This window comes from Paenibacillus daejeonensis DSM 15491, assembly GCF_000378385.1.
GTDB lineage: Bacteria > Bacillota > Bacilli > Paenibacillales > Paenibacillaceae > Paenibacillus_D > Paenibacillus_D daejeonensis.
This window is the reverse complement of record NZ_KB899659.1, coordinates 570,098-595,807: the sequence shown is the minus strand read 5'-3', so window position 1 is coordinate 595,807 and position 25,710 is coordinate 570,098. Positions and strand designations below refer to the sequence as shown.

The window sequence follows — 25,710 nt, the reverse complement described above, 5'->3', positions numbered from 1 at the left end:
GAAGCGGGAGGGAGACAAACGCGCATGGAAGAGAAAAAGTGGCATCAGATGGATGCAGAGGACATTGCTCGAAGCATCGGCTGCGACCCTGTCCGCGGCCTTACGTCCGAGGCCGTGGCGGAGCGGCTGGAGCAGCATGGTCGCAACGAGTTGTCCGAGGGAAAGCGGATATCGCCGATTACCCTGTTGCTCAATCAATTCAAGGATTTTATGGTGCTCGTTCTGGTCGGTGCAACACTGGTATCCGCCCTGCTCGGCGAATATCTGGATGCGGTAACGATCATAGCGATTATTGTCATCAATGGTATTCTCGGGTTCGTTCAGGAGTTCCGGGCGGAACGTTCGCTGCGCGCACTTAAGGCGCTATCCGCCCCTAATGCAAGTGTCATACGGGACGGTGAGGTGATCACAATCCCTGCCAGCGAGCTCGTGCCAGGCGATTTGGTGCTTCTGGAGCCGGGCGACCGGGTGCCTGCTGATATACGTCTGATGGAGGCTAACAGCTTCTATGCCGAGGAGTCGGCGTTGACTGGAGAATCTGTACCGGTAGGCAAGACCGCATTGCCGATTCGCGAGGCTGAGCTGCCGCTCGGTGACCAGCGTAATCTGGGCTTCATGGGCACTATGGTTACTCGGGGAACAGCCAAAGGCATTGTGGTGCGAACGGGCATGCAGACCGAAATGGGGACGATCGCGGATCTGATCCAGCAGACGGAAACGATGGAAACGCCGCTGCAGCACCGCCTGGAGCAGCTCGGCAAAATTCTGATCGCCGTTGCAGTCGGCTTGACAGTCATGGTCGTCATTGCAGGGATTCTGCATGGTCAACCGACGTATGGTATGTTCCTGGCAGGCGTTAGCCTGGCAGTTGCTGCGATTCCCGAGGGACTGCCAGCCATTGTCACCATCGCGCTTGCCCTGGGCGTCCAGCGCATGATCAAACGCAAGGCAATAGTCAGGAAGCTGCCGTCAGTAGAAACCCTTGGTTGCGCCTCGGTCATTTGCTCTGACAAGACGGGCACACTGACCCAGAACAAGATGACCGTAACCCGATTATGGCTGAGCGGGCGAGAACTGGAGGTTACCGGTGAAGGGTATGAGCCGTCAGGTGAAATTATCGAACAAGGCGGTCATGTTGATCTGAAGCAAGACCAGGGGCTGCGTCGGTTGCTGCAAGTGGCGGCGCTGTGCAATAACTCGGTCTTATATAAGCAGGAGCCTGAATCAGAGGGCGGACGAAAGGGCAAGGGACAAGAAGCGGCAGAGGGCGAATGGCTGATCAAGGGTGATCCTACAGAAGGCGCACTCGCCGTGCTCGCTGCCAAGATGGGATTGTCGGCCAAGACGCTTGAAGGTCTGTACAAGCGGGAGCGGGAGTTCCCGTTCGACTCTGAGCGCAAACGGATGTCGGTGCTAGTATCGCATCAGGGCGGCCGGCTGGTCTGTGTCAAAGGCGCCTCGGACGTGCTCCTCGAGCAATGCTCGTACGTGCTGTGGGACGGGAATGTGATCCCGCTGACACCGACACTTCGCAATAAGATCGCCGCGGCTGCCGAGCAAATGGCCGCTTCCGCATTGCGGGTCCTTGGCATGGCTTACCGGGATGTGCGGGGCAGTACCACTTGTGAGAGCGAGTCGGAAGCGGAGCAGCAGCTTGTCTTTGTCGGACTGAGCGGCATGATCGATCCGCCGCGCCGGGAAGTGCGCGATGCGATTGCTACCTGCCGCCAGGCTGGAATCAAGACGGTCATGATTACAGGCGATCATCAAACGACAGCCGAGGCGATCGCCGGGCAACTGGGGATCATGCCGCGTGGCGGTGTGGCGGTGAACGGTCGGCAGCTGGCTGCCATGAGCGACGAACAACTGGACCGCGAAGTGGACAATATCTATGTCTATGCGAGGGTCTCACCTGAGCACAAGCTGCGTATCGTTAAATCCCTTCAGCGGCAGGGGCATGTCGTCGCAATGACAGGCGATGGTGTCAACGATGCGCCAGCCATCAAAGCGTCGGACATCGGCATCGCGATGGGGATCACCGGGACGGACGTGTCCAAGGAAGCGTCGGCTCTGGTACTGAGCGATGACAATTTTGCCACGATCGTTTCGGCAATCGAGGAAGGCCGGGGCATCTATGAGAATATCCGCAAGTTCATCCGGTATCTGCTCGCTTCCAATGTCGGTGAGATCATGACGATGTTCCTGGCGATGATGGCTGGCCTGCCGCTCCCGCTGGTGCCGATTCAGATACTCTGGGTCAATCTCGTCACCGATGGCCTCCCGGCCATGGCGCTTGGCGTGGACCAGGCCGAGAAGGACCTGATGAAGCAGAAGCCTCGTCCGGCCAAGGAAAATATTTTTGCCCGGCGGCTCGGCTGGAAAATTATTAGCCGTGGCTTCCTGATCGGCATTTGTACCCTGGGAGCGTTCTGGATTACCTTGCGCCAAAACCCGGGCAATCTGGTAGAAGCGCAGACGGTAGCCTTTGCAACTCTCGTCATGGCGCAGCTGATTCATGTATTCGACTGCCGCAGCTCGCGCTCGATCTTCCATCGCAATCCGCTGCAGAACCGTTATCTGGTACTGGCTGTCCTGTCCTCGTTGCTGCTTATGCTGGGGGTTCTATATATTGAAGCGCTGCAGCCGATATTCAAAACAGTGCCACTTGATTTTAGACAATGGTGTCTTGTTTTTGTAGCAGCCGGAATTCCGACCTTCCTGATGGGGATCGGCAGTGTCGTGGGCTCGTCAAAGAAGAAGGCCCCGACCCGTACCCCGCTTGGAGGACCACGTACAGCAGCAAGGTAACGGCAAAAAAGCATGGCGTTTCCTTCAGGTTTGTATTATGCTAATAGGAAAACTACTATTAGCCAGGAACCTGAAGGAGTGCAATAGAGCATGGAATTTACAAAAATGCATGGCCTGGGCAATGACTTTATCGTCGTGGCCGGGGAACAATCGTTGCCTGAGCAGGCGCCACAATTAGCAACCGAGCTGTGCAATCGGTATTTTGGTATTGGGGCGGATGGTTTGGTCTATATCCTGCCTTCGGAGCAAGCCGATTTCCGGATGCGTATTATCAATTCCGATGGTTCGGAAGCCGAGCAGTGCGGCAACGCCATCCGCTGCGTGGCCAAATATGTATATGATAACGGTCTGACCGACAAGGATCAGATTACAATAGAAACACTGGGTGCAGGCGTCCAGCATGTACAGCTGACGATTGAAAACGGCAAAGCTGTCAGCGTCCGGGTAGACATGGGCGAGCCTGTACTTGCAGGGCTGCAGGTGCCAACGACCATCGATGCCGAAACCATTGTCGATCATCCGATTGAGGTGGACGGCACCACCTTCCGGTTCACCGCTGTATCGATGGGCAACCCGCATTGCGTAATCTATGTCGATGATGCCAAGTCATTCGACCTGTCGCAATGGGGTCCGAAGCTGGAGACACACCCGCTGTTTCCCCGCAAAATCAACGTTGAATTCGTAACCGTGAATTCGCGTGAACAGGCAGACATGCGCGTGTGGGAGCGCGGGGCAGGCCCGACGCTGGCTTGCGGCACGGGCGCTTGCGCAACTGTGGTGGCTTCCGTGTTAAATGGTGCGACTGACCGCACGGCAACCGTTTCTCTCAAGGGCGGCGACTTGCTCATTGAATGGAACGAAGCGGACAATCACGTGTACATGACTGGCCCGGCAGCCGAAGTCTACCGTGGGACGGTATAGGGCTGACATTTGAATAGCCGACCCGAAAAGCAGCTGCTATCCTAGCACTGCTTTTCGACTTGAATGAAAGGTTCTGTATCTACTATTTAGAAACAAGGGGTGGGAGAGGCCGATGAAACCTGATTTGCGGGAGGCCATGAAGAACACGCTGATCACTGGCGATGGAGCGATGGGGACCTACTTGTACCAACTCGGTTTTCCTGTCGGAGTATCATTTGAAGAATTTAATACTCTGCGTCCGGACGTGATCCGGAATGTGCACCGGGCATATTATGAAGCCGGAGCCCGTCTGATTGAGACGAATACGTTCTCGGCCAACTACGAGAAATTGTCCAAGTATGGACTCGAAGGCGAAGTCGAGCGCTTGAACCGTGCTGGCGTCCAACTTGCCAAGGAAGCTGTCGGTGCAGACGCCTACGTTGTAGGCTCGATTGGCTCGATACGCACCGGTCAGCGCAAAACCATCCGTACCTCGGAGCTGCGCAAGGCTTTTTCATCACAGGTTGAAGCTTTGCTTAGTGAAGGCGTGGACGGTTTGATGATGGAGACCTTCTTTGATCTTGAAGAGCTGCTGCTGGTTCTCTCGCTGGCGCGCGAGGTAAGCGATATTCCCGTTATCTGCCAGCTCTCGGTTGAGGATGTAGGCCGAACCAAGGATGGCGTAACTCTTCTGGAGGCGTTCTCGCGGCTGGAGGCTGCCGGAGCTGACGTCGTGGGCCTGAATTGCCGCAGCGGTCCGGTCGGTATTCTGCGCGCGCTCGATACGGTGAAGGGGAATCTTGGCGTGCCTCTCTCGGTATTCCCTAACGCCGGGATTCCGGACTATGTGGACGGCCAGTACACGTACACGGCCACACCGGAGTATTTTGGCGATATGGCCCAAAAGTTCGCCGACCGCGGTGCCAGACTGATCGGCGGATGCTGTGGAACGACACCGGAGCACAGTGCTGCCATTAGTCGCGCACTTGCAGGCTACGAGCCGAAGCTGGACGAGCTGTCCAGTCTGGAGTCGAATCCAGAGGCAGTCCTTCCAGTCAAATCAGGAGCGACAAACGCCATCTCGGTTCAGGAGCCGCAGACCAAATCGCCAAGCCTGGTTGATCTGGTGCGTGAGCGGCACACCGTCATCGTGGAGCTCGACCCGCCGCGGGATCTTGATATCCGCAAATTCATGGCCGGCGCCGAAGCGTTGAAGGCAGCGCGTGCTGATGCGCTGACAATGGCTGATAATTCGTTGGCTGTTACAAGAATGAGTAATATCGCTCTCGCTTCCCTGCTGCAGGAGAGAGCAGGCATCCGTCCGCTTGTGCATATTGCGTGCCGCGACCGCAATCTGATCGGGACGCAGTCTCATATGATGGGGCTGGATGCGCTTGGCATTGACCATGTGCTGGCGGTGACTGGCGATCCGGCTAAATTTGGCGATCTGCCTGGCTCCAGCTCGGTTTATGACCTGACCTCCTTTGAGATGATCCGGATGATCAAACAGCTTAATGAAGGTGTTGCATTCTCCGGCAAGCCGCTCAAGCAGCGGGCTGATTTCGTAGTCGGGGCGGCCTTCAACCCCAATGTGAAGCATCTCGATAAAGCGGTTCAGCGGCTGGAGAAAAAAATCAGCTCCGGCGCGGATTATATTATGACTCAGCCTGTCTATGATTCGCGTCTGATCGAGGCGATGGCCGAAGCCACCAAGCATCTGTCTGTTCCTGTATTCGTGGGAGTGATGCCACTGGCGAGTGGCCGCAATGCCGAATACCTGCACAATGAGGTGCCGGGGATCCAGCTCTCCGACGAGGTGCGCGAGCGCATGCACGGCCTTGAAGGCGAGGAAGGCCGCGCAGAGGGCGTGCGCATCGCCAAGGAGCTGCTCGACAGCGCGCTTCCACACTTCAACGGTATCTATCTGATGACTCCGTTTATGTTCTATCAGATGACCGCAGAGCTTACCGAGTACGTATGGGCCAAAACAGGACGTCAGCAGGAGATTTTGCGAGGATAACCCGTCATTTTGGGGGATTTTCCGCATTTTCACTTGTTCCCGTTCTGAAAATGAATTAGAATAAGGTCATTGATGGCCAAGCCGTGAACGTATGCGTCCATTTTTTTTCGTCAACACTGAGTAGCAGTCCAGTCATCATTATGCCCGTTGCTCTAAGACCTCTTTTGGAACATGCGAGTTCAATTAGGTCGAATTCAGCACTATATCGATTCTAGCGAGCGAATGCACAAGGAAGACCGGAGGGAACCCTGTCATGGCTATTAAACTCATTAATATCGGTTTTGGAAACATTGTATCAGCGAACCGCATTATTTCGATCGTCAGCCCGGAGTCGGCGCCGATCAAGCGGATTATCCAGGAAGCGCGCGACCGTCACATGCTGATTGACGCAACTTACGGTCGCCGCACGCGTGCCGTCATCATCACGGACAGTGACCACGTCATCCTCTCGGCAGTGCAGCCGGAGACCGTGGCACACAGACTATCCACGAAGGATGACGACCACGACGAATAGGACGAACAGATGGGGAGTATCATGAAAAAAGGACTATTGATCGTATTGTCAGGACCTTCAGGCGTTGGCAAGGGCACCGTATGTTCGGTGCTCCGCCACCGGATGCCTGAGTTGATCTACTCGGTATCCGCCACCACCCGAGCACCCCGGGAGGGTGAGATGGACGGGATCAATTACTTTTTCCGTACCCGCGAGCAGTTTCAGGATATGATCGCCCGCGACGCGCTGTTGGAATATGCTGAATATGTAGGCAATTACTACGGTACGCCGCGGGACTTCGTGGAGAAGACGCTTGCTTCGGGCAAGGATATCATCCTGGAGATCGAGGTTCAGGGTGCGCTTAAGGTCAAAGAGAAGTTTCCGGAGGGCGTATTTATTTTCCTGACGCCACCATCCCTTGATGAGCTGAAACAGCGTATCACGGGAAGAGGCACCGAGACTGATGATCTGATTGATCATCGGATGAACGTGGCGGTGGAAGAGATGAATCTGATGCAGCATTATCATTATGCTGTAACCAATGATCAGATTGAAGCGGCCTGCAGCCGCATCCAGAGCATCGTAACCGCTGAGCACTGCCGGATCGACCGTAATTGTTCTGTGCCAGTTCAAGGTACAGAAGCCATTAGAGAAAGTATGAGGTGAGAAGCTAATGTTATATCCGTCCATTGACGAAATGGTCAAAAAAGTAGACAGCAAATATTCGCTGGTCGTGGCCGCATCCAGACGCGCCCGGGCACTGCGTGATGGCGAGAAGTCGGAGCTGAAAGGCCCACGCTCGCACAAGCATGTCGGCGTAGCCCTTGAGGAGATTTACAACGATCATGTTCAGGTCATCTCCGATCCCAGCATCAAATCCTAGTTTACCTTCCAGTAACAACCCGCGTGGTTGTTATTTTTTTGCAGTTCAACTTCTTGGAAGAAAGGATGATTCTAAGCGATGCTAACAGGCAAACGCATTCTGCTCGGCATTACCGGCGGCATCGCCGCCTTCAAAGCGGCGGCGCTATGCAGCAAGCTGGTGCAGGCCGGAGCAGAGGTTCGAGTCATCATGACAGAATCCGCCACCAAGTTCGTCACACCGCTGACCCTGCAGGTGTTATCAAGACACGCCGTCTTCACCGATACCTTCGCTGAGCAAGATCCCGCTGTGGTCTCTCATATTGATCTTGCCGATCACGCCGACTTGATTCTTGTTGCACCGGCTACGGCCAACATGCTGGCCAAGCTGGCCTATGGCATGGCCGACGATATGCTGAGCACGACGGTGCTGGCATCGACTGCCCCCCTGCTGATTGCTCCCGCGATGAATGTCCATATGTATGAACACCCTGCTGTCCGGCACAATCTGGAGCTGCTGGCCTCCCGCGGCGCTCGCTTCATTGAACCAGGCAGCGGCCAGCTTGCTTGTGGCTATGTGGGCAAAGGGCGGCTCGCGGAGCCGGAAGAAATCGTGTTGGCCGTTCAGTCGTATTTCAATCAGCAGCGCCAACTGGCGGGCAAACGGGTACTCATCACAGCTGGAGGCACAGTCGAGCGGATCGACCCTGTGCGGTATTTGACCAATGATTCCTCCGGCAAAATGGGCTTTGAAATTGCGGCAGCGGCAAGGGATATGGGGGCGGACGTTACCGTCATTGCCGCCCGGTCGATGGCCGAGCCGCCAACGGGCGTTACCGTGGTTCGGGCCGAATCTGCAGCAGATATGCTGGAAGCTGTGCTGGCGCGTTATGATGAGGCGGATCTGGTGATCAAGGCAGCCGCGGTAGCTGACTACCGCCCTGTCGTAAAGCACTCGGAGAAGCTGAAGAAAACCGGACGCGACCTGATGACGCTTGAACTGGAGAAGACGGAGGACATTTTGAAGGTGCTGGGTGAGCGGAAGCAAGGCCAGTTTTTGGTCGGTTTCGCGGCTGAGACGGAATCTCTTGCGCAGTATGCGATGGACAAGCTGGAGCGTAAACGCTGTGACCTGCTGGTTGCCAATGATGTGAGCGCCGAAGGCGCAGGCTTCCACGGCGATACGAATATTGTCAGTGTCTTTGACAAAGACGGACTGGCGGTATCCTGGCCGCTGCTCTCCAAGCGTGAGGTGGCTGTACGTCTGATGGCGCTGGTCGCTCAGCGCATGAGTTCAAGCGGGGGCGATGCCTCTTGATCGCACGCGTCATCGTCGACGTGCCAAGCCGTCAGACGGACCGTCCATTTGACTATCGTGTGCCCGGGGAGATCAGCGGCTGGATCGGAGTTGGCAGCCGGGTGGGGGTCCCATTTGGGGGCCGGACCCTGCAAGGCTTCGTTGTGGAGTTGACTGAGGATGCGGAGGTATCCGGCAACCGGCTGAAGGATATCGCCGAGCTGCTGGACCCGATTCCGCCGCTATCGCCGGATCTTATCGAATTGGCCCGCTGGATCAGCATCAAGTATTGCTGTACGTGGACTGTGGCGCTCCAAGCGATGATTCCGTCTGCCTTGAAGGGCAAGGCCGAACGTTATGTCCGGCTAGGCGAACAGCGGAATATGTCAGAAGGACTGTGGTCGGCTGAACTGCCGGAAGAACTGTTGGAGACAGTACGCAAACAGGGCAATATCAAGCTAACGGCTCTGCAACAGAGGTTCCCGGCCCACAGCCATGAAATTCGGATGGCGCTGCAAAGCGGGGCGCTTATTGAAGATGTAAAAGTGAAAGACAGACTGTCCGTACGCACCGTGCTGACGGTTTTCCCTCCAGCGGATCGTGAGGCGGCCGAACAGGCGCTGGCGGAGCTGCCGGCACGAGCGGCCAAGCAGCGGGAGCTGCTTCAGCGGATCATGGAGCAGACGGGACCGATGCCTATGCAGGCACTGCTGGCGGGTGCAGGCGGTTCGGCGAGCAGTGTCAAGGCGCTTGCAGACAAAGGGCTGATCGAGCTGCGAGAGGTTGAACAGCAGCGTGATCCCTATGCTGGCCGGGACTTCGTAAGATCCCAGCCGCTGCCGTTGACTGAGGGGCAACAGGGCGTTCTGGCACCGATTGCGGCAGCGGTCAGTGAACGCGCCTCCCGCGTCTTCCTGCTGCAGGGGGTGACGGGAAGCGGCAAGACAGAAGTCTACATGCAGGCCATCGCCGGCTGTATTGCTGGCGGGCGGCAGGCGATTGTCCTGGTGCCTGAAATCTCGCTGACTCCTCAGATGGTGGAACGGTTCAAGGGGAGGTTCGGTGATGAGGTGGCTGTTCTTCATAGCCGGTTGTCGCAAGGCGAACGATATGATGAATGGCGCAAGATCCGGCATCGCCAGGTGAAGGTGGCGATTGGCGCCCGATCAGCGATTTTTGCCCCTTTTGAATCGATTGGCCTGATTATTATCGATGAGGAGCATGAGTCCTCCTACAAGCAGGAGGAGAGTCCCAAATACCACGCTCGTGATGTCGCGGTGCGACGGGCTCGCCAACATGGGGCGGCTGTCGTACTGGGCTCGGCAACGCCTTCACTGGAGAGCTACATGGCGGCCCGTCGCTCCCAGGAAGGCGCGGCGGACAGCGCAGTCCAGTCAGCAGCTCACTTGCCGCTGCCTGAACGCGTTGGCGGCCGGCCACTCCCCCCGGTAGAGGTCGTGGATATGCGGGAGGAGCTGCAGGAAGGGAACCGCTCCATGTTCAGCCGGCGCCTGCACGCGGCGCTTGCCGAGCGTTTGGAGCGGGGGGAGCAGTCCGTACTGCTGCTGAACCGGCGCGGCTATTCGACGTTTGTCATGTGCCGCTCCTGCGGCTATACGGCGGGATGTCCGCATTGCGACATTTCGTTGACCTATCACCAGAAGACAAGGATGCTCCGCTGTCATTATTGCGGTCATGCTGAACCCTCGCCGACGGCCTGTCCTTCTTGCGAGAGTGAGCATATTCGTTTCTTCGGCACCGGCACGCAGCGGGTAGAGGAGGAGCTGGCCAAGCTGTTCCCTGGCATCCGGGTTATTCGGATGGATGTAGATACGACGACAGAGAAGGGCTCGCATGAGAAATGGCTGAAGCTGTTTGGCGACCGACAGGCTGATGTGCTGCTTGGTACACAGATGGTTGCCAAAGGCCTGGACTTCCCATTCGTGACGCTAGTTGGGGTCATTGCAGCTGATTCATCGCTGCACCTGCCGGATTTTCGGGCAGCCGAGAAGACGTTCCAGCTATTGACCCAAGTTGCAGGGCGGGCGGGTAGGCATCATCTGCCAGGCGAAGTTGTGGTGCAGAGCTATACGCCGGATCACTATTCAGTTCGCATGGCCCAGCAGCATGACTATGATTCCTTCGCGGTGGAGGAGCTGCGCCACCGGCGCTTCATGGGGTATCCGCCATTCTGCCGGCTGATTCTGGTGACACTCTCCCATGAGCAGCTGCCGCTCTTGGCAGCTACCGGAGAGCAGCTGGCCGAAGCGTTACGCGCCCAAGCGGAACAAGCGGGCGTGCTGGCGTCGCTGGACAGCAGCAAGGAGCAGGCAGTGGAAATTCTTGGCCCGGTCGCTTCACCAATTCCAAGGCTCAAGGATCGCTACCGTTTCCAATGTATGATAAAATATCGTGGGGGCGTTGACGCCGCCGCTCTGCTGCAAGCCGCATTGGCGCCTTTTCAGGAAGGCACCAAAGACAAGGTTTTGTTCAGCATTGATGTAGATCCACAAGTTATCATGTAATTCATTCATGAAACAGCCTATAGATTCATAGGGTAGATAACAAATTCAACGCAAAGGCAGGAAGCAGCCATGGCTATTCGTTTCATTGTGAAAGATCCAGATCCGGTACTGCGGGAGCAGGCCAAAACCGTCACCAAATTCAATAGTAATCTCCACAAGCTGCTGGACGACATGGCCGATACGATGTATCACGCCGAGGGGGTCGGACTGGCTGCACCGCAGATCGGCATTCAGAAGCGGGTGATCATCGTGGATACCGGCGAAGAGGATGGCGGTCTGATCGAGATGGTTAATCCGGAGATTATGGAGCGGGAAGGGGAGCAAATGGGGCCCGAGGGCTGCCTGAGTATCCCAGGACTTAATGGCGACGTCAAACGGTCGCTGCGTGTCAAGCTGCGGGGGCAAGACCGTCACGGCAATCCCATGACCATTGATGCAAAAGAGTTCCAGGCCCGTGCTTTTCAGCATGAAGTGGACCACCTCAACGGCGTGTTGTTTACTGATCTGGCAGTGAAGGTATACGACGTGTCGCAAGTACCGCCCAAAAAGGAGCGGGAGGCATGAGAATTGTATTTATGGGTACGCCCGATTTTGCCGTGGCCTCCTTGAATACGCTGCTTGACAACGGCTATGAGGTGGCAGCCGTTGTGACGCAGCCGGACAAGCCGAAGGGCAGAAAACGGACATTGACGCCGCCGCCGGTCAAAGAGGCGGCTCTGGCGCGCGGACTGCAGGTGCTGCAGCCCGCGCGTATGCGCAGTCCGGAGGCTGTGGAAGCGCTGGCCGCGCTACAGCCGGATTTGATCGTTACGGCCGCTTATGGACAAATACTGCCCAAGGAGGTGCTGGAGCTCCCTCGCTTGGGCTGTATTAATGTCCACGGCTCCTTGCTTCCCCGCTATCGCGGAGGCGCGCCGATCCAGCGGGCCATCATTAATGGAGAAGCCGTCACCGGTGTAACGATCATGTATATGGCGGAAGGCTTGGATACAGGAGATATGATCAGCCGTGTCGAGGTGCCGATTCTGGATTCGGATACGTCTGGCGATCTGTTCGCCAAGCTCAGTGAGGCAGGCGCCCAGTTGCTGGCGCAAACGCTGCCCTCTATTGTGGACGGCACAGCCAGCGCAACGCCTCAAAACCATGAGGAAGCCACCTATGCGCCCAACTTGAACCGCGAGGACGAGCGTCTGGATTGGAACCGATCTGCTCGCGAGCTGTATAACCAGGTAAGGGGGCTGGCACCGATGGCTGGCGCCTTCACTTATCTAAATGGCGAAGTCTTTAAGGTGTGGGCCTGCAAGCCGGAGCCGCAGAGCGATGACTCGGCAGCAGCGCCGGGGACGGTTCTGCCGGGAGCAAGCGGCAGCCTGCTCGTTCAGACAGGGGATGGCGCACTTCGTCTTCTGACGATCCAGCCTGCTGGCAAAAAGGCAATGGATGCTGAAGCCTGGCTGCAAGGCGCACGCTTGCCGGCAGGTACCCGGTTTGGCGGTGAGCCGCAATGACGGACAAGCGCCGCCACGCCGCGACTGCACGTTCCGTCGCCTTGGATACGCTGGTCAAAGTTGCTGAGAAGAAGGCGTACAGCAACCTTCAGCTGAATCGCGCTTTGCAGGAGGCGGAGCTCTCACGTGCCGATGCGGGCTTGGCGACTGAGCTGGTCTACGGGACGATCCAGCGGATGAATACGTTGGATCATGTGCTAGCGCGTTTTGTAGCCAAAGGACTCGGTAAGCTAACGCCATGGGTGCTGCAATTGCTTCGAATGAGTGCCTATCAATTAGTCTATCTGACGCGAGTCCCGCCCCATGCAGCAGTTCATGAAGCGGTTGAACTGGCCAAGCAGCGGGGCCACCGGGGCATCTCCGGTATGGTCAATGGCGTGCTGCGCAGCTTGCAGCGGAGCGAAGACAAGCTGGCGCTTCCTGCCTCACTGCCGGCGGATGAACGGATTTCGCTTGCCCATTCCCACCCGCTCTGGCTTGTGCGGCGCTGGATCTCGGCTTACGGTGAGGAGCAGACCGAAGCCATGTGCAGCGCCAACAATGAACCGCCCCATGCCAGTATTCGGGTGAACAGCGGCCGCAAGAGTCGGGAAGATGTATTGGCGCTGCTCCAAGAGGAGGGCTACGAAGCGGTGCCTTCTCCACTTGCAGCGGACGGCATCGTCGTGACCCGGGGAGGCAATCTGGCAGATACGATCGGATTCCGCAACGGGTGGTGGACTGTTCAGGATGAGAGCTCCATGCTCGTCGCGGAAGCTGCAGCGCCTGCGGGCGGCATGCAGGTACTGGATTGCTGCGCCGCTCCTGGGGGCAAGACGACACATCTCGCCGAACGCATGGGCGATAACGGTGTAGTCTGGGCTAATGACTTGCATCCGCACAAGCGTCAACTCATTGATGCCCAGGCGGAGCGTCTCGGCTTGCAGAGCATCCGTACGATGACGGGGGATGCGGCGGAGCTCAGCGAGCAACTGGCGGAGGGTTCGCTGGATCTGATCCTGCTGGATGCGCCTTGCTCAGGCCTGGGCGTCATCCGGCGCAAGCCGGAAATCAAGTGGTCCAAGGAAGAAGCGGACATCCGCTCGGTTACAGATGTCCAAGCCCGGCTGCTGGATGCGGCAGCTCCCCTGCTGCGCCCAGGCGGCCGGCTCGTGTACAGTACATGTACGGTCGAACCAGCGGAGAACAACGAGCAAATCGACCGCTTTTTGGCACAGCATCCGGACTTTGAGCTGGATGCAGAGTGGGCGCCGAAGCTGCTGGGCCGGCTGCGTCAAGGCGGTGCGGTCGGTGGCGACTTCGACGGCCGGTTGCAGCTGCTGCCCCAACACTTTGGGACCGATGGATTTTTCATTTCGGTTTTACGCAAGCGCTCCTGAGGCGCTGTGACGCGCTGCAGGGCGCTGTGGCCCGGCCAGGGGGTTTGTGGTAGAATAAAATGATGGTCTTACGCAGACCAATTTTAGCGAAACAGGTTGTGATATCGATGAAACCAATTATATATGACTACACACTCGAGCAGTTGCAAGACTGGATGAAGGAGCAAGGCGAGCCAGCTTTTCGGGGCGCGCAATTGTTTGATTGGCTGTATGTGAAGCGGGTTAGCTCCTTTGAAGAGATGAGTAACCTGCCACTGCCACTGCGGAGCAAGCTCGAAGAGGAGTTTGCTTTTGTAACGCTGAGTGAAATTACACGCTTCGAGTCCAAGGACGGCACGGTGAAGTTTCTGTTCGGGCTGCATGACGATCATGCGATCGAAACGGTCATCATGCGCCACAATTATGGCAACAGTATCTGTGTAACGACTCAGGTGGGCTGCCGGATCGGCTGTACGTTCTGTGCTTCGACGCTGGGCGGTCTCAAGCGCAACCTGACTGCGGGCGAGATTGTTGCACAGGTCGTCAAGGCGCAGCAAATGCTGGATGAAACCAATGAACGGGTTTCCAGTATTGTTATTATGGGTTCCGGTGAGCCATTCGAGAATTACGAGGCGACCATGACCTTCTTGCGTCTGATGATTCATGAGAAGGGACTCAACATCGGGCAGCGGCATATTACCGTGTCTACCAGCGGGATTGTGCCGAGTATGTACAAGTTTGCTGAGGAGAACACGCAGATCAATCTCGCAATTTCAATTCATGCGCCCAATGATGCGCTGCGTTCCAAGCTGATGCCGGTCAACCGTCGTTTTCCATTTGCCGACGTGATGGAGGCATGCCGGTATTATGTGGCCAAGACGGGCCGTCGCTTGACATTCGAATATGCATTGATTGGCGGCGTCAACGACCAACCGGAGCATGCAGAAGAGCTGGGAGACGTGCTGCAGGGCTTGCTCTGCCACGTGAACCTGATTCCAGTCAACCATGTGCCAGAGCGCAAATATGTACGTACGCCGCGGGAAGACATCTTCGAGTTCCAGCGTATTCTGGAACGCAAGAATATCAATGTGACAATCCGTAGGGAACAAGGGCATGATATCGCAGCAGCCTGTGGGCAGCTGCGAGCCAAACATATGGAGTCTCAGACGAGGTGAACGCGATTGATAACGGCAAACCGCAGTGATATCGGACGGATCCGGACCGTCAATGAAGATCAATCCTGGGCAGTCAGCGGCAGGCCAGGCCATGCGCTGGCTATTGTCGCGGACGGCATGGGCGGTCATCAGGCAGGCGATGTAGCGAGTGAGCTCGCCGTTGAGGCCTTTCGCGAGGCGACCCAGGCTAGCGTGACCGGCGTGCTCAGCGGCGCCGAAGCCGAGCTGCTTATCCGCCAGGCGATTTTGCAAGCCAATGAGGTCGTATACGGCATCGCCTCCCAGAATGAGCAATATCATAATATGGGGACAACCGTCGTGGCGGCGCTCATTCAGGATAAGCTTGGCGTGATCGGACATATCGGCGACAGCCGCGCGTATCATATTCGCGGCGAGCAGATGAAGCAGATCACAGAAGATCATACGCTCGTCAATGAGCTTGCCAAGAGCGGCCAGATTAGCGCGGAGGAAGCAGCCAACCATCCGCGCCGCAATGTACTGACGCGTGCACTCGGCACCGACAGTCAGGTGGAGGTTGATCTATTGACGATCGACTGGCAGCCAGGTGATATTCTGTTGCTCTGCAGCGACGGGTTGAGCAATATGATCGATGATGCCCACATGCTTGAGACGGTGCTCGCACCGGACCTGGATCTCGATGCAAAGGCGGATCGGCTGGTCGAGCTGGCCCTGCAGGCGGGCGGAGATGACAATATTACCGTTGTGCTGCTGCAGAGCAAGACCGGTACGGGGCAAGAGGGGTGACAGAGAACATGATCGGACACGAGCTAGGCGGACGTTACGAGATTCTGGAACAGATCGGCGGCGGCGGCATGGCGCTGGTGTACAAAGCACATGATGTTCTGCTGAACCGGCATGTAGCCGTTAAGGTGCTGCGCCAGCAATTTGTCAATGACGAAGAATTCATCCGGCGCTTCCGCCGCGAAGCACAATCTGCCGCATCGCTCTCTCATCCGAATGTCGTCAGCATCTATGATGTGGGACAGGAAGATGAGACGCATTATATTGTTATGGAATACGTAGAAGGTCATAATCTGAATGAAATTATTCTGGAGCGCGCGCCACTGCAGGCCCAGGAAGCCGTGCACATCGCATTGCAAATCTGTGATGCGCTTGAACACGCGCATCATAACCAGATTATTCATCGTGATATTAAACCGCATAACATTTTGATTGGTAAGAACAACCGGGTGAAGGTAACCGACTTCGGGATCGCCCGAGCCGTCACCTCATCCACGATTACCCAGACGGGCTCGGTGGTCGGGTCTGTGCACTATTTTTCACCTGAGCATGCCAAAGGCGTGAATGCGGGAGAGAAATCGGATTTGTATTCACTTGGCATCGTGCTCTATCAAATGCTGACAGGCCGTCTGCCGTTTTTGGGTGAAAGCCCGATCAGTGTAGCGCTGAAGCATTTGCAGGAGAACTTCGAGGAACCTCGTAAAGTGAATCCGCATATCCCGCAAAGTCTCGAAAATGTCATTTTACGCTCGATGCGTAAAAATCCGGACGAGCGCTATGCTTCGGCTGAAGAAATGATCGAGGACCTGGATAGCTGTCTGCTCCCGGAGAGGATGCATGAAGACAAGCTGGAATTCGCGGATGACGCCGAGGTGACTCGTGTCATGCCGGCCATTCGGCCGGGCATGGAGACGGCTGCCGTGCCGACCTCGACGATGAAGACGGATATGATGCAGACGCGACACGGTGAACAGCCGCTGGAGTCGCGAGAGCCACGTCAGTCGGAGAAGCCCGCCAAGAAAAAATGGGTCAAGCCGGTGGTGACCATCGGCGTTACACTGCTTATTATCGCTTTGCTGCTGGTCGGCTTCTTCTATTTAGTCAACAAGCTGGATACGGAAGAGGTAGAGGTTCCTTACGTTGTCAACGAAATACAGGAGCGGGCGGAAGCCATGCTGGAGGAAAGTGGCTTGCAGGTCGCGAGACCGGTGACCTATGAGGAAAATCCTGATGTCGAACCTGGTATCGTTCTTAGACAGTCCAAGGAGGGCATGCGTGTCAAGGTTGGCTCCATCATTGAACTGGTCGTCAGCAGTGGACCGGATATGGAACTGATGGAAAATTTTGTGGACCAATCGTATGAAAGTGCACGAGCCAGCCTGATTGCCCTTGGCGTTGATGGGGAGCGTATCACGATGGACGAAGTGTTCTCCGAGGAGGTTGAGGCCGGTATCGTCGTCAGCCAATCTCTGACTGCCGGCGAGGAGTTTAATCCTGCAGAGGTTACCGTTTCTTTTGAAGTGAGCAAGGGGCCGCAGCCGTTCGATATGCCATCGCTAATCGGCAAGTCACAGAGTGAGGCCGTCAATGAAATCCGTCAAAAGGGACTCGTGATCAACACGGATACCGGCATTACTTCCAAACCGAGCTACAAGCCACAAGGGGAAGTATTGGAGCAGTTCCCTTACAACCCTGGTGACTCTGTCACACGTGGCGCCGAGGTGACCCTGTCGGTCAGCTCCGGTCTGCCGGAGGATGCACTGGAGTATACGTTCAATATTCCGATCTCGCCAACCGAGGTGAACGGTACGAGCGAGATTCGTATTGAGTTCTCTGACGCACGCGGGGATAACCAAGATTTCGGTAAACGCCGGATCAACAGCATGCAGAACTTCCCGGTGAAGCTCGTACTCGATCCGCGAACGGAAGCGCTGGTATCGGTCTACCGCGATGAGATCTTCATCCGTACGTATCATGTCACCTACGATGCCGCCCGTTCGGGCACGGCTGTAGCAGAACCGATCGAGAGCAATCCGCCTCCGGTTGTCGAGCCGCCGCCAGTGGAGGAGCCGCCGCCAGTCGAAGAAACACCACCAGTTATCGGTACACCGGAGGACCCGCCTCCAGCTGTGGAAGAGAACGGCGACGGAGAGGATGGCGACCAGGATGAGCAATAAAGAGCCAGAGCTGATAGGCCGAATTGTCAAAGCGCTTAGTGGCTACTATTACGTAAGGCCCGAGACTGACGCAGCAGGCGATGGGATGATTCAGTGCCGTGCTCGTGGCATCTTTAAGAAGCGGGGCGAGTCCCCGCTAGTAGGCGATCTTGTGGCTTATGAAGAGACCGATAACGGGGAAGGGGCGGTCAACCGCATCCTTCCCCGCCACTCGGAGCTGCTGCGACCTCCTGTTGCGAATGTCGAGCTGGCCGTGCTGGTCTTCTCCATAACGGAGCCAGCACTGAATCTTCAACTGCTGGACAAGTTTCTGGCACACATCGAGCACGCTGGCTTGCAGCCGATTATCTGCCTGAGCAAGCTCGATCTTGCTGCAGAGGATCAGGATGGGGCAGACGTGATGGGGCAGATTGAGCAGATTTACCGGTCCATTGGTTATGAGATCTATAATACCAGCTCGCTTCTTCGGGAAGGTACGACAGAGCTGGAGGCTCGCCTGGCAGGGCATCTAAGCGTGTTCGCCGGACAGTCGGGCGTCGGCAAGTCGTCACTGCTCAATAGCATCGTACCCGGATTGGAGCTGAATACAGCGGCAATCAGCAACAAGCTGGGACGCGGCAAGCATACGACACGCCACGTCGAACTGATCCGGATTGCGGGCGGCGGCTATGTAGCCGATACGCCTGGGTTCAGTCAGCTGGATTTTCAGGAGCTCGGCATCGAGGAGCTCTCCACCTGCTTCCCTGAGTTCCGGGAGCGCGCGGGCGATTGCAAGTTCCGTGGCTGTACACATACGCATGAGCCGTCCTGTGCCGTTCTGGAGGCGCTTGAGCACGGTGAGATCAGTCCGAGCCGTCATGAGCATTATCTGCTCTTCCTGGCGGAGATGAAAGATAAAAAGCGGAGGTATTAGACCATGTCCATTATTGCACCCTCGATCCTGTCGGCGGACTTTGCCAAATTAGCGGAAGATATCGCGGATGTGGAACGCGGCGGCGCTGACTGGATACATATCGATATTATGGATGGACATTTCGTCCCCAATCTGACATTCGGTCCTCTGGTGGTCGAAGCGGTTCGGCCGCACAGCAAGCTGACCTTTGACGTCCACCTGATGACGGAGCACCCCGAGAGACTCATCGAAGCCTTCGCCAAAGCCGGCGCTGACCGAATCACGGTTCATGCCGAGGCCTGCGTGCATTTGCATCGGGTGATTCATATGATCAAGGATTTGGGCCTTCCCGCCGGTGTGGCGTTGAATCCCGCGACATCGCTGTCGACCCTTGAGCACATGTTGCCAGATCTGGATCTCGTCCTGATTATGACGGTTAACCCGGGGTTTGGGGGACAAGCGTTCATCCCGGGCTCATTGGTCAAGCTGCGCCAGCTGCGTCAGATGCTTAAAGACCAAGGCAAGGCAGATACGCTGATTCAGGTGGATGGCGGCATCAATGCTGAGACAGCTGGGCTGGTACGCGCGGCTGGCGCCGACGTGCTCGTCGCAGGGAATGCGGTCTTCAGCGAGAGCGATCGCGCAGCTGCAATCCGGGCACTCCGGCCTGAGGGTGAGCGATGAACGGTGGGTTCAAGCAGGCGTTTTTCATCACGGCGTATGCCTTTGTCTGCGGGCTTCTGCTGGCGTTGTTTGCGCTCATTGACGGGTTGTTCCGATTTGCTTTCTCGTTAGGCGCTTTATTTTTGGGGATTCGCTTCTTTCGGGATTTTGAGACGCTGGGCTCGCGCATTTGGTTTATCGCGCTGTCGGTATTCTTTTATTTCCTGATTACCATCATTATTACAATGGTGTTGTTTGCCCAAGGCAAGCTGGTGCTGCCGGAGGCAGGCTAGCGAGGACAGCGCCGTCTTGCCCGCGCCCGTCTTTGGAATAGGACGGCTTGCGGACGCATACTATGGTTACATGAGAATCGCTTTTCTCGTGTAGCCATTTTTTTTGGTCAGGACACAACGCAAAGCTATTCGACAAGCGAGGCTGAGGAGGGATGGAGCATGAAATTCTACACGATCAGATTACCGAAGTTTTTGGGTGGATTCGTCAAAGCAATCCTGAACACCTTCCAAAAAAGCTGATCCCGGCCCACCCGCTGTCGAAGGATCAGATAAAATGAAGTCCGGGCGGCATACAAGTCCCGTCTTTGTTGGGGGGAGAGCGGGGCAAGAAAACGAGAAAAGCACCTGAACGGGGTCAGGTGCTTTTTGAAATGCCTTGGCGGAACTAGACGCGAGTCAGTTTGCCGGATTTCAGTGCGCGAGCACTGACGTACACACGCTTCGGTTTGCCGTCAACGAGAATGCGAACCTTCTGAACGTTAACGCCCCAAGTGCGGCGGTTTTTGTTGTTGGCGTGAGACTTATGGTTACCGGAGCCTGGGCTTTTGCCAGTAATAACACATTTGCGGGACATGCGATACACCTCCTTCAACGAAAAAAACAAACACTAAAATATCATACCATAATCAGGTTGTTAAATCTACCCCCGTCATGCAACTCACCTGCATTCGCTTAAAGAAGCCCGGAAGAGGTTACCTAATAGGATAGGTGGCGAAAAATTGAGCAATAATTAGAAAAGTGGAGAAGAACGTGCTTTAAGGCTTCAATATCAGTTTTTTTTATAGTACAATGAGGATTAGTCCGCGATACATAATGGAAGGGAGTGTGTTCCATGCCTCAGCTCAAGACTGAACTCGGCAACGTGCATATCACCAATGAAGTCGTCTCGCTTATAGCCGGTTCGGCGGCTATGGAATGTTATGGACTGGTCGGCATGGCCTCTCGCAAGCAGCTCAAGGATGGCATCGCCGAATTGATCGGGCGGGAGAATCTGTCGCGCGGCGTAGAGGTTCGCCAAGAGAATGAATTGTTGCACATAGACTTATACATCATCGTAAGCTACGGAACAAAAATATCGGAGGTAGCGCATAACATTCAGTCAAAAGTCAAATATGTGCTCAATGACGTGGTAGGTATCCAAGTCGACTTTGTCCATATTTTTGTCCAGGGCGTACGCGTATCTCGGTAGGGAGGGGACTCCGTTGAGTAAGCGCTTAATAGACGGAAATGATTTCACTAGAATGGTTAATCGGGGTGCGGATTGCTTGCAGCGTCATGCGGAGCATGTCAACGCCTTGAATGTTTTTCCGGTGCCGGATGGCGATACCGGAACCAATATGAATCTCACGATGACTGCAGGCCGGCAGGAACTGCTGGCCAAGCCATCCGAATCGCTGGCGAAGGCCTCTGAGGTCTTGTCCAAAGGGCTGCTAATGGGAGCCCGCGGCAATTCGGGTGTCATCTTGTCGCAGTTGTTCCGGGGGTTTGCCCGCGGGGCGGCCACGCTGGATCAGATGAACAGCATGCAGTTCGCCGAAGCCCTGCAGCATGGGGTTAACCTGGCCTATAAAGCAGTGGTCAAGCCTGTCGAAGGAACAATTCTGACCGTGGCCAAGGAGGCAGCCAAGCATGCAACCCAGCAAGCCAGACGTATTCGTGATATTACGGAACTGATGCAAGAAGTGCATGCCAAGGCGCAGGAGGCGCTGGAACGGACGCCGGACCTGCTCCCTGTGTTGAAGCAGGTCGGAGTCGTTGACTCCGGCGGCCAGGGTCTGGTGTATATTTATGAAGGTTTCCTGGCTGCCTTGCAGGACGCGGAAGGCGGCGAAGAATCGTTTGATACTGTCCGTCCGCCTGTTCAACCGACGGCTGCTTCCCGACCATCCTTTGCTGCTTCAGCAGCAGCTGTGGCTTCCGGTTCGGCGCAATCCCGGCTGAATACAGATGGGATTGAGTTTTTGTACGACATGGAGTTTTTTATTAATCGTCAGCTTGGTGGAGGAGCCGGCCGACGCTTTGATGAAGCGGCGTTTCAGGCAGCACTTGCCAAGGACGGCGATTCGATCGTTGTCATTGCCGATGACGATATTATCAAAGTGCACGTCCATTCACGCAAGCCAGGCGATGTGCTGAATCTGGCGCTGCCTTACGGCGAGCTGTCGGATATCCACATTCTCAATATGCGCGATCAGCATCGCGAGCTGATTCATGACGGAACTGTATTCGACGAACGCGAGGCAGCTGTGCCGGCTTCGCAGGCGCCAATTCTGGCGGACGAGCAGCATCTGGCGGATGCGCTGCCTGAGCTGCTCAGCGGTGCTCCGGCAGCGAGTGAGCCCCCGGCTGATGTTCATGAGCTGGCTCCTTACGGAATCATTGCCGTGGCGATTGGGGAAGGCATCTCCGATATTTTCTTGGACAACAGTGTCGATGTCGTATTGAGCGGCGGCCAGACGATGAATCCGAGCACGGAGGATTTCGTGCAAGCGATGGAGGCTTTGCCGGCAGAGCACATTTTCTTGCTCCCGAACAACGGCAATATTATTCTTACTGCCCAACAGGCAGCTGAACTGAGCGAACGTCAGGTAACGGTCATTACGACCAAGACGATTCCCCAGGGCTTGGCAGCGCTGCTTGCGTTTAAGGATCACGAAGCACCGGAGCGCAATGCTTCGTTCATGCAGCAGGCAGCCGAACAGGTACAATCGGGCCAGGTTACGCATGCGGTGCGGGACTCTGTTATTGACGGATTACAGATCCGGCAGGGCCATTTTATCGGCATTCGGGAGAAAGAAATCGTTGCAACGAATGAGCAGCTGCTCCAGACGTGCCAGGAACTGTTGGACCTGATGATCGGAGAGGGCGGCGAGCTGGTCACTGTCTTGACCGGTGAACAGGCGGAAGAACAAGTGACAGCTGAGCTGTCGGCTTGGATCCAGAGCGCGCACCCTGAGGTAGAGCTGGAAGTGCATAGCGGCGGACAGCCCCTGTATCCCTATTTGTTTGCAGTTGAGTAGCAGCACTAGATGAGAGTATTTTAGAGGAGGCGGTTCAGATGAGCACGACCATCCGGATTGTGACAGACAGTACATCGGATATCCCACAGGAGGTTCGTGAGGAGCTTGGCATCGTCATGGTACCGCTGAAGGTTCATTTCGGCCAGGAGGTCTATCTGGACGCCACGACGATCGGAACTGACGAGTTCTACAGCAAGCTGGAGTCTTCTTCCCAGCTGCCAACGACCTCGCAGCCTTCACCTAATGATTTTATGGAAGTGTACCAGGAGATTCTGAAGGAAACGCCTGGTGCGCAGATTCTTTCCTTTCATTTGTCCTCGGAGATGAGCGGTACGTATCAATCCGCAGTGTTGGCCGAGTCGTTAATTGAAGAGGAGACGGACATTACCGTCATAGATTCCAAGTCTGCCAGCTTTGGCTTCGGCATGCGGGTGGTCGAAGCGGCGCGAATGGCGCGTGAAGGCAAGAGCAAAGAGGAAATTCTCGTGCGGATGGAATGGCTGCGAGATAATATGAAGCTTTATTTCCTGGTAGATACGCTGGAATATTTACAAAAAGGTGGCAGAATCGGTAAGGCCTCGGCGCTGATTGGCTCCATTTTGAATATCAAGCCTATTTTGACTGTGGATCGCGATGGCATTGTGGCTGCGGTAGATAAGGTGCGTGGTCAGCGTAAAGCCATGCAGCGGATGATTGATTTGCTCAAATCGGATTTCGGCAACGAACCGGTCGGTATTATGATGGCATATTCCAAGCACAAAGCTGCGGCTACAGATCTCAGCGAGCTGGCACAAGCGCATTTTAATGTGCAGCATGTCGATTATACGACGCTGGGTTCTGTTATCGGTACGCATGTTGGGCCGGGGGCAGCTGCAATCTTTATGTTTAGGGTGTGATCAGCCATTATGGCAGCAGAACGGATACCACTTAGACAAATCAAAGGCGTGAGCGCTCAGAAAGAACAAGAGCTTCACGCCTTTGGCATTCACTCGGCGATGGATTTGCTGGAATACTATCCGTTTCGTTACGAGGATTACCGCATACGCAATCTTACAGAGGTCAAGCATGGCGAGCGCATTACAATTCAGGGGACAGTGACGGGTGTACCTGTGCTGCAGCGCTATGGACGCACGAAATCGAGGCTTACCTGCAAGGTCACAGTGGATCAGTGGCTTGTCACCTGTGTCTGGTTCAATCGGCAATTTCTAAAGGATCAGCTGACGACCGGCCGCGAGCTGATTGTGACGGGCAAGTGGGATCAGGGCCGAATGCACCTGACGGTTACGGATTCGGAGTTCGCGGACAAGGAATCGGGCCGGACTGGCACGCTGCAACCCGTGTATTCGGTAGGGGGCTCGATTACCCAGAAGTGGATACGCAAGACGATTGCCCAAGCCCTGGTGCAGTATGGGGCGATGATCGAAGAGGTGCTGCCCGGTGTTCTCCTGGACCGTCACAGCTTAATGCCACGCCGCGAGGCGATCATGCGCATCCATCATCCCGAGGATAGTGAAGAGGGCCGTGCAGCCCGCAAACGGCTCGTGTATGAGGAGCTTTTTCTGTTTCAGTTAAAGCTGCACGCATTTCGATCCGTCAACAGGGAGCGTCAGGACGGTGTGGCGCATGTGATTGACAACGGGACCGTGCTGGAGCTGGCACAGAGCCTGCCATTTGAGCTGACGGATGCACAGAAGAAGGTCATCAATGAAATTGTGCATGATATGCGTCAGCCCTACAGCATGAATCGGCTGTTGCAGGGAGATGTCGGTTCAGGCAAGACCGTCGTGGCGGCAATCGCCCTGTATGCTGCAGTCAAGTCCGGTTACCAGGGAGCGCTGATGGTGCCGACCGAGATTCTCGCCGAGCAGCACACTCGCTCGCTGCAGCGGCTTTTTGAACCGTTCGGCCTGCAGGTCGACGCGCTCACAGGCGGGATGAAGGAGCGCAAGCGGCGCGATGTGCTGGCCGGGCTTCAGATGGGGGTTATTGATATCCTGATCGGGACACATGCACTGATCCAGGACGGGGTTGATTTCCGGGAGCTCGGGCTTGTCGTTATTGATGAGCAGCACCGCTTTGGGGTGAATCAACGGAGTATCTTGCGCCGCAAGGGGATGCAGCCTGATGTGCTGACGATGACCGCTACGCCGATCCCCCGCACGCTTGCCATCACCGCTTTTGGCGATATGGACATCTCCACGATCCGGGAGCGACCCAAAGGCCGCAAGCCCATCAAAACCTATTGGGTCAAGCATGAAATGATGGACCGGATACTGGGCTTCATCCGTCGCGAAGTGGCGGCCGGGCGTCAGGCATATGTCATTTGTCCGCTGATTGAAGAGTCGGAGAAGCTCGATGTGCAAAATGCCATTGATCTTCATATTCAAATGCAGCAGGCCTTCCCCGATCTGCGCGTGGATCTCTTGCATGGCAGAATGACGGCAGCGGAGAAGGAGCAGACGATGACTGCTTATAGCGCGGGCGAAACGCATGTCTTGGTCTCCACTACGGTTATCGAGGTTGGGGTTGATGTGCCCAACGCGAGTTTGATGATTATTATGGATGCCGAGCGGTTTGGCCTCTCTCAGCTTCATCAGCTCCGGGGGAGGGTCGGACGCAGCGACCATCAGTCGTATTGCGTGCTCGTGGCAGACCCCAAATCCGAGACGGGGCAGGAGCGGATGAAAGTAATGACGGAGACGGATGATGGCTTCGAGGTAGCCCGGCGCGATCTGGACCTCAGAGGACCGGGGGACTTCTTCGGTACCAAGCAGAGTGGACTGCCCGAATTCCGACTGGCGGACATGGTTAGCGATTACGGTGTGTTGGAGACTGCCAGAGACGATGCCTCCGAGCTGGTTAGCAGGGCAGACTTCTGGGAGGCGCCGCAATTTGCCAGACTGCGTGAGCGGCTTCAGCAGGACCAGATCCTCGAGAGTGAACGACTGGATTGATAAG

The 25,710-nt window shown here is 56.0% G+C and carries 23 protein-coding genes; 22 read left to right on the top strand and 1 reads right to left on the bottom strand.

The features are described from left to right. The first annotated feature begins 24 nt into the window (after nucleotides 1–24). The 18 genes from F556_RS0102800 to spoVM all read left to right on the top strand — a co-directional run bounded on the left by F556_RS0102800 (nucleotide 25) and on the right by spoVM (nucleotide 19,972). Nucleotides 25–2,808 (top strand): calcium-translocating P-type ATPase, SERCA-type, encoded by a 2,784-nt coding sequence (locus tag F556_RS0102800; RefSeq protein ID WP_020615373.1) that lies wholly within the window; start codon nucleotides 25–27, stop codon nucleotides 2,806–2,808. A gap of 90 nt (nucleotides 2,809–2,898) precedes the next feature. Then, a complete protein-coding gene (gene dapF, locus F556_RS0102795; protein ID WP_020615372.1) occupies nucleotides 2,899–3,729 on the top strand; it encodes a diaminopimelate epimerase in 831 nt (276 codons plus the stop codon). A 112-nt stretch (nucleotides 3,730–3,841) separates the two neighbouring features. Then, entirely contained in the window at nucleotides 3,842–5,728 is a 1,887-nt protein-coding gene (locus F556_RS0102790) for a bifunctional homocysteine S-methyltransferase/methylenetetrahydrofolate reductase (protein WP_020615371.1), read from the top strand. A 253-nt stretch (nucleotides 5,729–5,981) separates the two neighbouring features. Beyond that, a complete protein-coding gene (gene remA / locus F556_RS0102785; RefSeq protein ID WP_020615370.1) occupies nucleotides 5,982–6,242 on the top strand; it encodes an extracellular matrix/biofilm regulator RemA in 261 nt (86 codons plus the stop codon). A 21-nt stretch (nucleotides 6,243–6,263) separates the two neighbouring features. Further along, nucleotides 6,264–6,887, top strand: a complete 624-nt coding sequence (gene gmk, locus F556_RS0102780; RefSeq protein ID WP_020615369.1) for a guanylate kinase — start codon at nucleotides 6,264–6,266, stop codon at nucleotides 6,885–6,887. Nucleotides 6,888–6,894: 7 nt separating this feature from the next. Then, nucleotides 6,895–7,104 (top strand): DNA-directed RNA polymerase subunit omega, encoded by a 210-nt coding sequence (gene rpoZ, locus F556_RS0102775; RefSeq protein WP_020615368.1) that lies wholly within the window; start codon nucleotides 6,895–6,897, stop codon nucleotides 7,102–7,104. Between the two features lie 78 nt (nucleotides 7,105–7,182). After that, on the top strand, nucleotides 7,183–8,400 hold the full coding sequence (coaBC, locus tag F556_RS0102770) for a bifunctional phosphopantothenoylcysteine decarboxylase/phosphopantothenate--cysteine ligase CoaBC (RefSeq protein ID WP_020615367.1): 1,218 nt from the start codon (nucleotides 7,183–7,185) through the stop codon (nucleotides 8,398–8,400). Next, a complete protein-coding gene (gene priA, locus F556_RS0102765; protein ID WP_020615366.1) occupies nucleotides 8,397–10,904 on the top strand; it encodes a primosomal protein N' in 2,508 nt (835 codons plus the stop codon). Before coaBC ends, priA begins: the two co-directional genes overlap by 4 nt. Before the next feature lie 69 nt (nucleotides 10,905–10,973). Further along, a complete protein-coding gene (gene def / locus F556_RS0102760) occupies nucleotides 10,974–11,468 on the top strand; it encodes a peptide deformylase (protein ID WP_020615365.1) in 495 nt (164 codons plus the stop codon). Next, entirely contained in the window at nucleotides 11,465–12,412 is a 948-nt protein-coding gene (fmt, locus tag F556_RS0102755; protein WP_020615364.1) for a methionyl-tRNA formyltransferase, read from the top strand. Before def ends, fmt begins: the two co-directional genes overlap by 4 nt. Continuing rightward, complete coding sequence (gene rsmB, locus F556_RS0102750) at nucleotides 12,409–13,791, top strand: 16S rRNA (cytosine(967)-C(5))-methyltransferase RsmB (RefSeq protein WP_020615363.1); 1,383 nt, start codon at nucleotides 12,409–12,411, stop codon at nucleotides 13,789–13,791. The genes fmt and rsmB overlap by 4 nt, the downstream gene beginning before the upstream one ends. Before the next feature lie 107 nt (nucleotides 13,792–13,898). Beyond that, entirely contained in the window at nucleotides 13,899–14,945 is a 1,047-nt protein-coding gene (gene rlmN / locus F556_RS0102745) for a dual-specificity RNA methyltransferase RlmN (RefSeq protein WP_020615362.1), read from the top strand. Between the two features lie 6 nt (nucleotides 14,946–14,951). After that, nucleotides 14,952–15,710 (top strand): Stp1/IreP family PP2C-type Ser/Thr phosphatase, encoded by a 759-nt coding sequence (locus F556_RS0102740; RefSeq protein WP_020615361.1) that lies wholly within the window; start codon nucleotides 14,952–14,954, stop codon nucleotides 15,708–15,710. 8 nt (nucleotides 15,711–15,718) lie between these two features. Next, nucleotides 15,719–17,884 (top strand): Stk1 family PASTA domain-containing Ser/Thr kinase, encoded by a 2,166-nt coding sequence (gene pknB / locus F556_RS0102735; protein ID WP_020615360.1) that lies wholly within the window; start codon nucleotides 15,719–15,721, stop codon nucleotides 17,882–17,884. Further along, entirely contained in the window at nucleotides 17,874–18,797 is a 924-nt protein-coding gene (gene rsgA / locus F556_RS0102730; RefSeq protein ID WP_020615359.1) for a ribosome small subunit-dependent GTPase A, read from the top strand. Before pknB ends, rsgA begins: the two co-directional genes overlap by 11 nt. A 3-nt stretch (nucleotides 18,798–18,800) precedes the next feature. Then, nucleotides 18,801–19,460, top strand: a complete 660-nt coding sequence (gene rpe / locus F556_RS0102725; protein WP_020615358.1) for a ribulose-phosphate 3-epimerase — start codon at nucleotides 18,801–18,803, stop codon at nucleotides 19,458–19,460. After that, on the top strand, nucleotides 19,457–19,732 hold the full coding sequence (locus F556_RS0102720; RefSeq protein WP_020615357.1) for a hypothetical protein: 276 nt from the start codon (nucleotides 19,457–19,459) through the stop codon (nucleotides 19,730–19,732). The genes rpe and F556_RS0102720 overlap by 4 nt, the downstream gene beginning before the upstream one ends. Before the next feature lie 159 nt (nucleotides 19,733–19,891). Beyond that, nucleotides 19,892–19,972, top strand: coding sequence for a stage V sporulation protein SpoVM (spoVM, locus tag F556_RS33130; RefSeq protein ID WP_020615356.1), 81 nt, complete (start codon nucleotides 19,892–19,894; stop codon nucleotides 19,970–19,972). Nucleotides 19,973–20,117: 145 nt separating this feature from the next. On the opposite strand, the gene rpmB is transcribed toward spoVM, so the two are convergent. Then, nucleotides 20,118–20,306, bottom strand: a complete 189-nt coding sequence (rpmB, locus tag F556_RS0102710) for a 50S ribosomal protein L28 (protein ID WP_020615355.1) — start codon at nucleotides 20,304–20,306, stop codon at nucleotides 20,118–20,120. Nucleotides 20,307–20,564: 258 nt separating this feature from the next. On the opposite strand from rpmB, the gene F556_RS0102705 reads away from it, so the two are divergent. From F556_RS0102705 to recG, 4 genes are read left to right on the top strand one after another with little or no spacing between them, the layout of a single operon-like run. Continuing rightward, nucleotides 20,565–20,921 carry an Asp23/Gls24 family envelope stress response protein gene (locus F556_RS0102705; RefSeq protein ID WP_020615354.1) on the top strand — a complete coding sequence of 119 codons (357 nt, stop codon included), beginning with the start codon at nucleotides 20,565–20,567 and terminating at the stop codon, nucleotides 20,919–20,921. A gap of 52 nt (nucleotides 20,922–20,973) precedes the next feature. After that, nucleotides 20,974–22,752, top strand: coding sequence for a DAK2 domain-containing protein (locus F556_RS0102700; protein ID WP_020615353.1), 1,779 nt, complete (start codon nucleotides 20,974–20,976; stop codon nucleotides 22,750–22,752). Nucleotides 22,753–22,790: 38 nt separating this feature from the next. Further along, the gene (locus tag F556_RS0102695) at nucleotides 22,791–23,648 is read left to right on the top strand and encodes a DegV family protein (RefSeq protein WP_020615352.1); all 858 of its coding nucleotides are present in this window, start codon (nucleotides 22,791–22,793) and stop codon (nucleotides 23,646–23,648) included. Nucleotides 23,649–23,657: 9 nt separating this feature from the next. Then, nucleotides 23,658–25,706 carry an ATP-dependent DNA helicase RecG gene (gene recG, locus F556_RS0102690; RefSeq protein WP_020615351.1) on the top strand — a complete coding sequence of 683 codons (2,049 nt, stop codon included), beginning with the start codon at nucleotides 23,658–23,660 and terminating at the stop codon, nucleotides 25,704–25,706. Nucleotides 25,707–25,710 lie beyond the last annotated feature (4 nt).

Excerpts from the sequence above, each read along its gene's own strand:
- dapF (WP_020615372.1), top strand. The coding sequence starts at position 2,899 with ATGGAATTTACAAAAATGCATGGCCTGGGCAATGACTTTATCGTCGTG.
- coaBC (WP_020615367.1), top strand. The coding sequence starts at position 7,183 with ATGCTAACAGGCAAACGCATTCTGCTCGGCATTACCGGCGGCATCGCC.
- recG (WP_020615351.1), top strand. The coding sequence starts at position 23,658 with ATGGCAGCAGAACGGATACCACTTAGACAAATCAAAGGCGTGAGCGCT.
- gmk (WP_020615369.1), top strand. The coding sequence starts at position 6,264 with ATGAAAAAAGGACTATTGATCGTATTGTCAGGACCTTCAGGCGTTGGC.
- F556_RS0102700 (WP_020615353.1), top strand. The coding sequence starts at position 20,974 with ATGGTTAATCGGGGTGCGGATTGCTTGCAGCGTCATGCGGAGCATGTC.
- rlmN (WP_020615362.1), top strand. The coding sequence starts at position 13,899 with ATGAAACCAATTATATATGACTACACACTCGAGCAGTTGCAAGACTGG.
- F556_RS0102790 (WP_020615371.1), top strand. The coding sequence starts at position 3,842 with ATGAAACCTGATTTGCGGGAGGCCATGAAGAACACGCTGATCACTGGC.
- rpe (WP_020615358.1), top strand. The coding sequence starts at position 18,801 with ATGTCCATTATTGCACCCTCGATCCTGTCGGCGGACTTTGCCAAATTA.
- F556_RS0102720 (WP_020615357.1), top strand. The coding sequence starts at position 19,457 with ATGAACGGTGGGTTCAAGCAGGCGTTTTTCATCACGGCGTATGCCTTT.
- rpmB (WP_020615355.1), bottom strand. The coding sequence starts at position 20,306 with ATGTCCCGCAAATGTGTTATTACTGGCAAAAGCCCAGGCTCCGGTAAC.
- fmt (WP_020615364.1), top strand. The coding sequence starts at position 11,465 with ATGAGAATTGTATTTATGGGTACGCCCGATTTTGCCGTGGCCTCCTTG.
- remA (WP_020615370.1), top strand. The coding sequence starts at position 5,982 with ATGGCTATTAAACTCATTAATATCGGTTTTGGAAACATTGTATCAGCG.
- pknB (WP_020615360.1), top strand. The coding sequence starts at position 15,719 with ATGATCGGACACGAGCTAGGCGGACGTTACGAGATTCTGGAACAGATC.
- rpoZ (WP_020615368.1), top strand. The coding sequence starts at position 6,895 with ATGTTATATCCGTCCATTGACGAAATGGTCAAAAAAGTAGACAGCAAA.
- F556_RS0102695 (WP_020615352.1), top strand. The coding sequence starts at position 22,791 with ATGAGCACGACCATCCGGATTGTGACAGACAGTACATCGGATATCCCA.
- F556_RS0102705 (WP_020615354.1), top strand. The coding sequence starts at position 20,565 with ATGCCTCAGCTCAAGACTGAACTCGGCAACGTGCATATCACCAATGAA.
- F556_RS0102800 (WP_020615373.1), top strand. The coding sequence starts at position 25 with ATGGAAGAGAAAAAGTGGCATCAGATGGATGCAGAGGACATTGCTCGA.
- rsgA (WP_020615359.1), top strand. The coding sequence starts at position 17,874 with ATGAGCAATAAAGAGCCAGAGCTGATAGGCCGAATTGTCAAAGCGCTT.
- spoVM (WP_020615356.1), top strand. The coding sequence starts at position 19,892 with ATGAAATTCTACACGATCAGATTACCGAAGTTTTTGGGTGGATTCGTC.
- def (WP_020615365.1), top strand. The coding sequence starts at position 10,974 with ATGGCTATTCGTTTCATTGTGAAAGATCCAGATCCGGTACTGCGGGAG.
- rsmB (WP_020615363.1), top strand. The coding sequence starts at position 12,409 with ATGACGGACAAGCGCCGCCACGCCGCGACTGCACGTTCCGTCGCCTTG.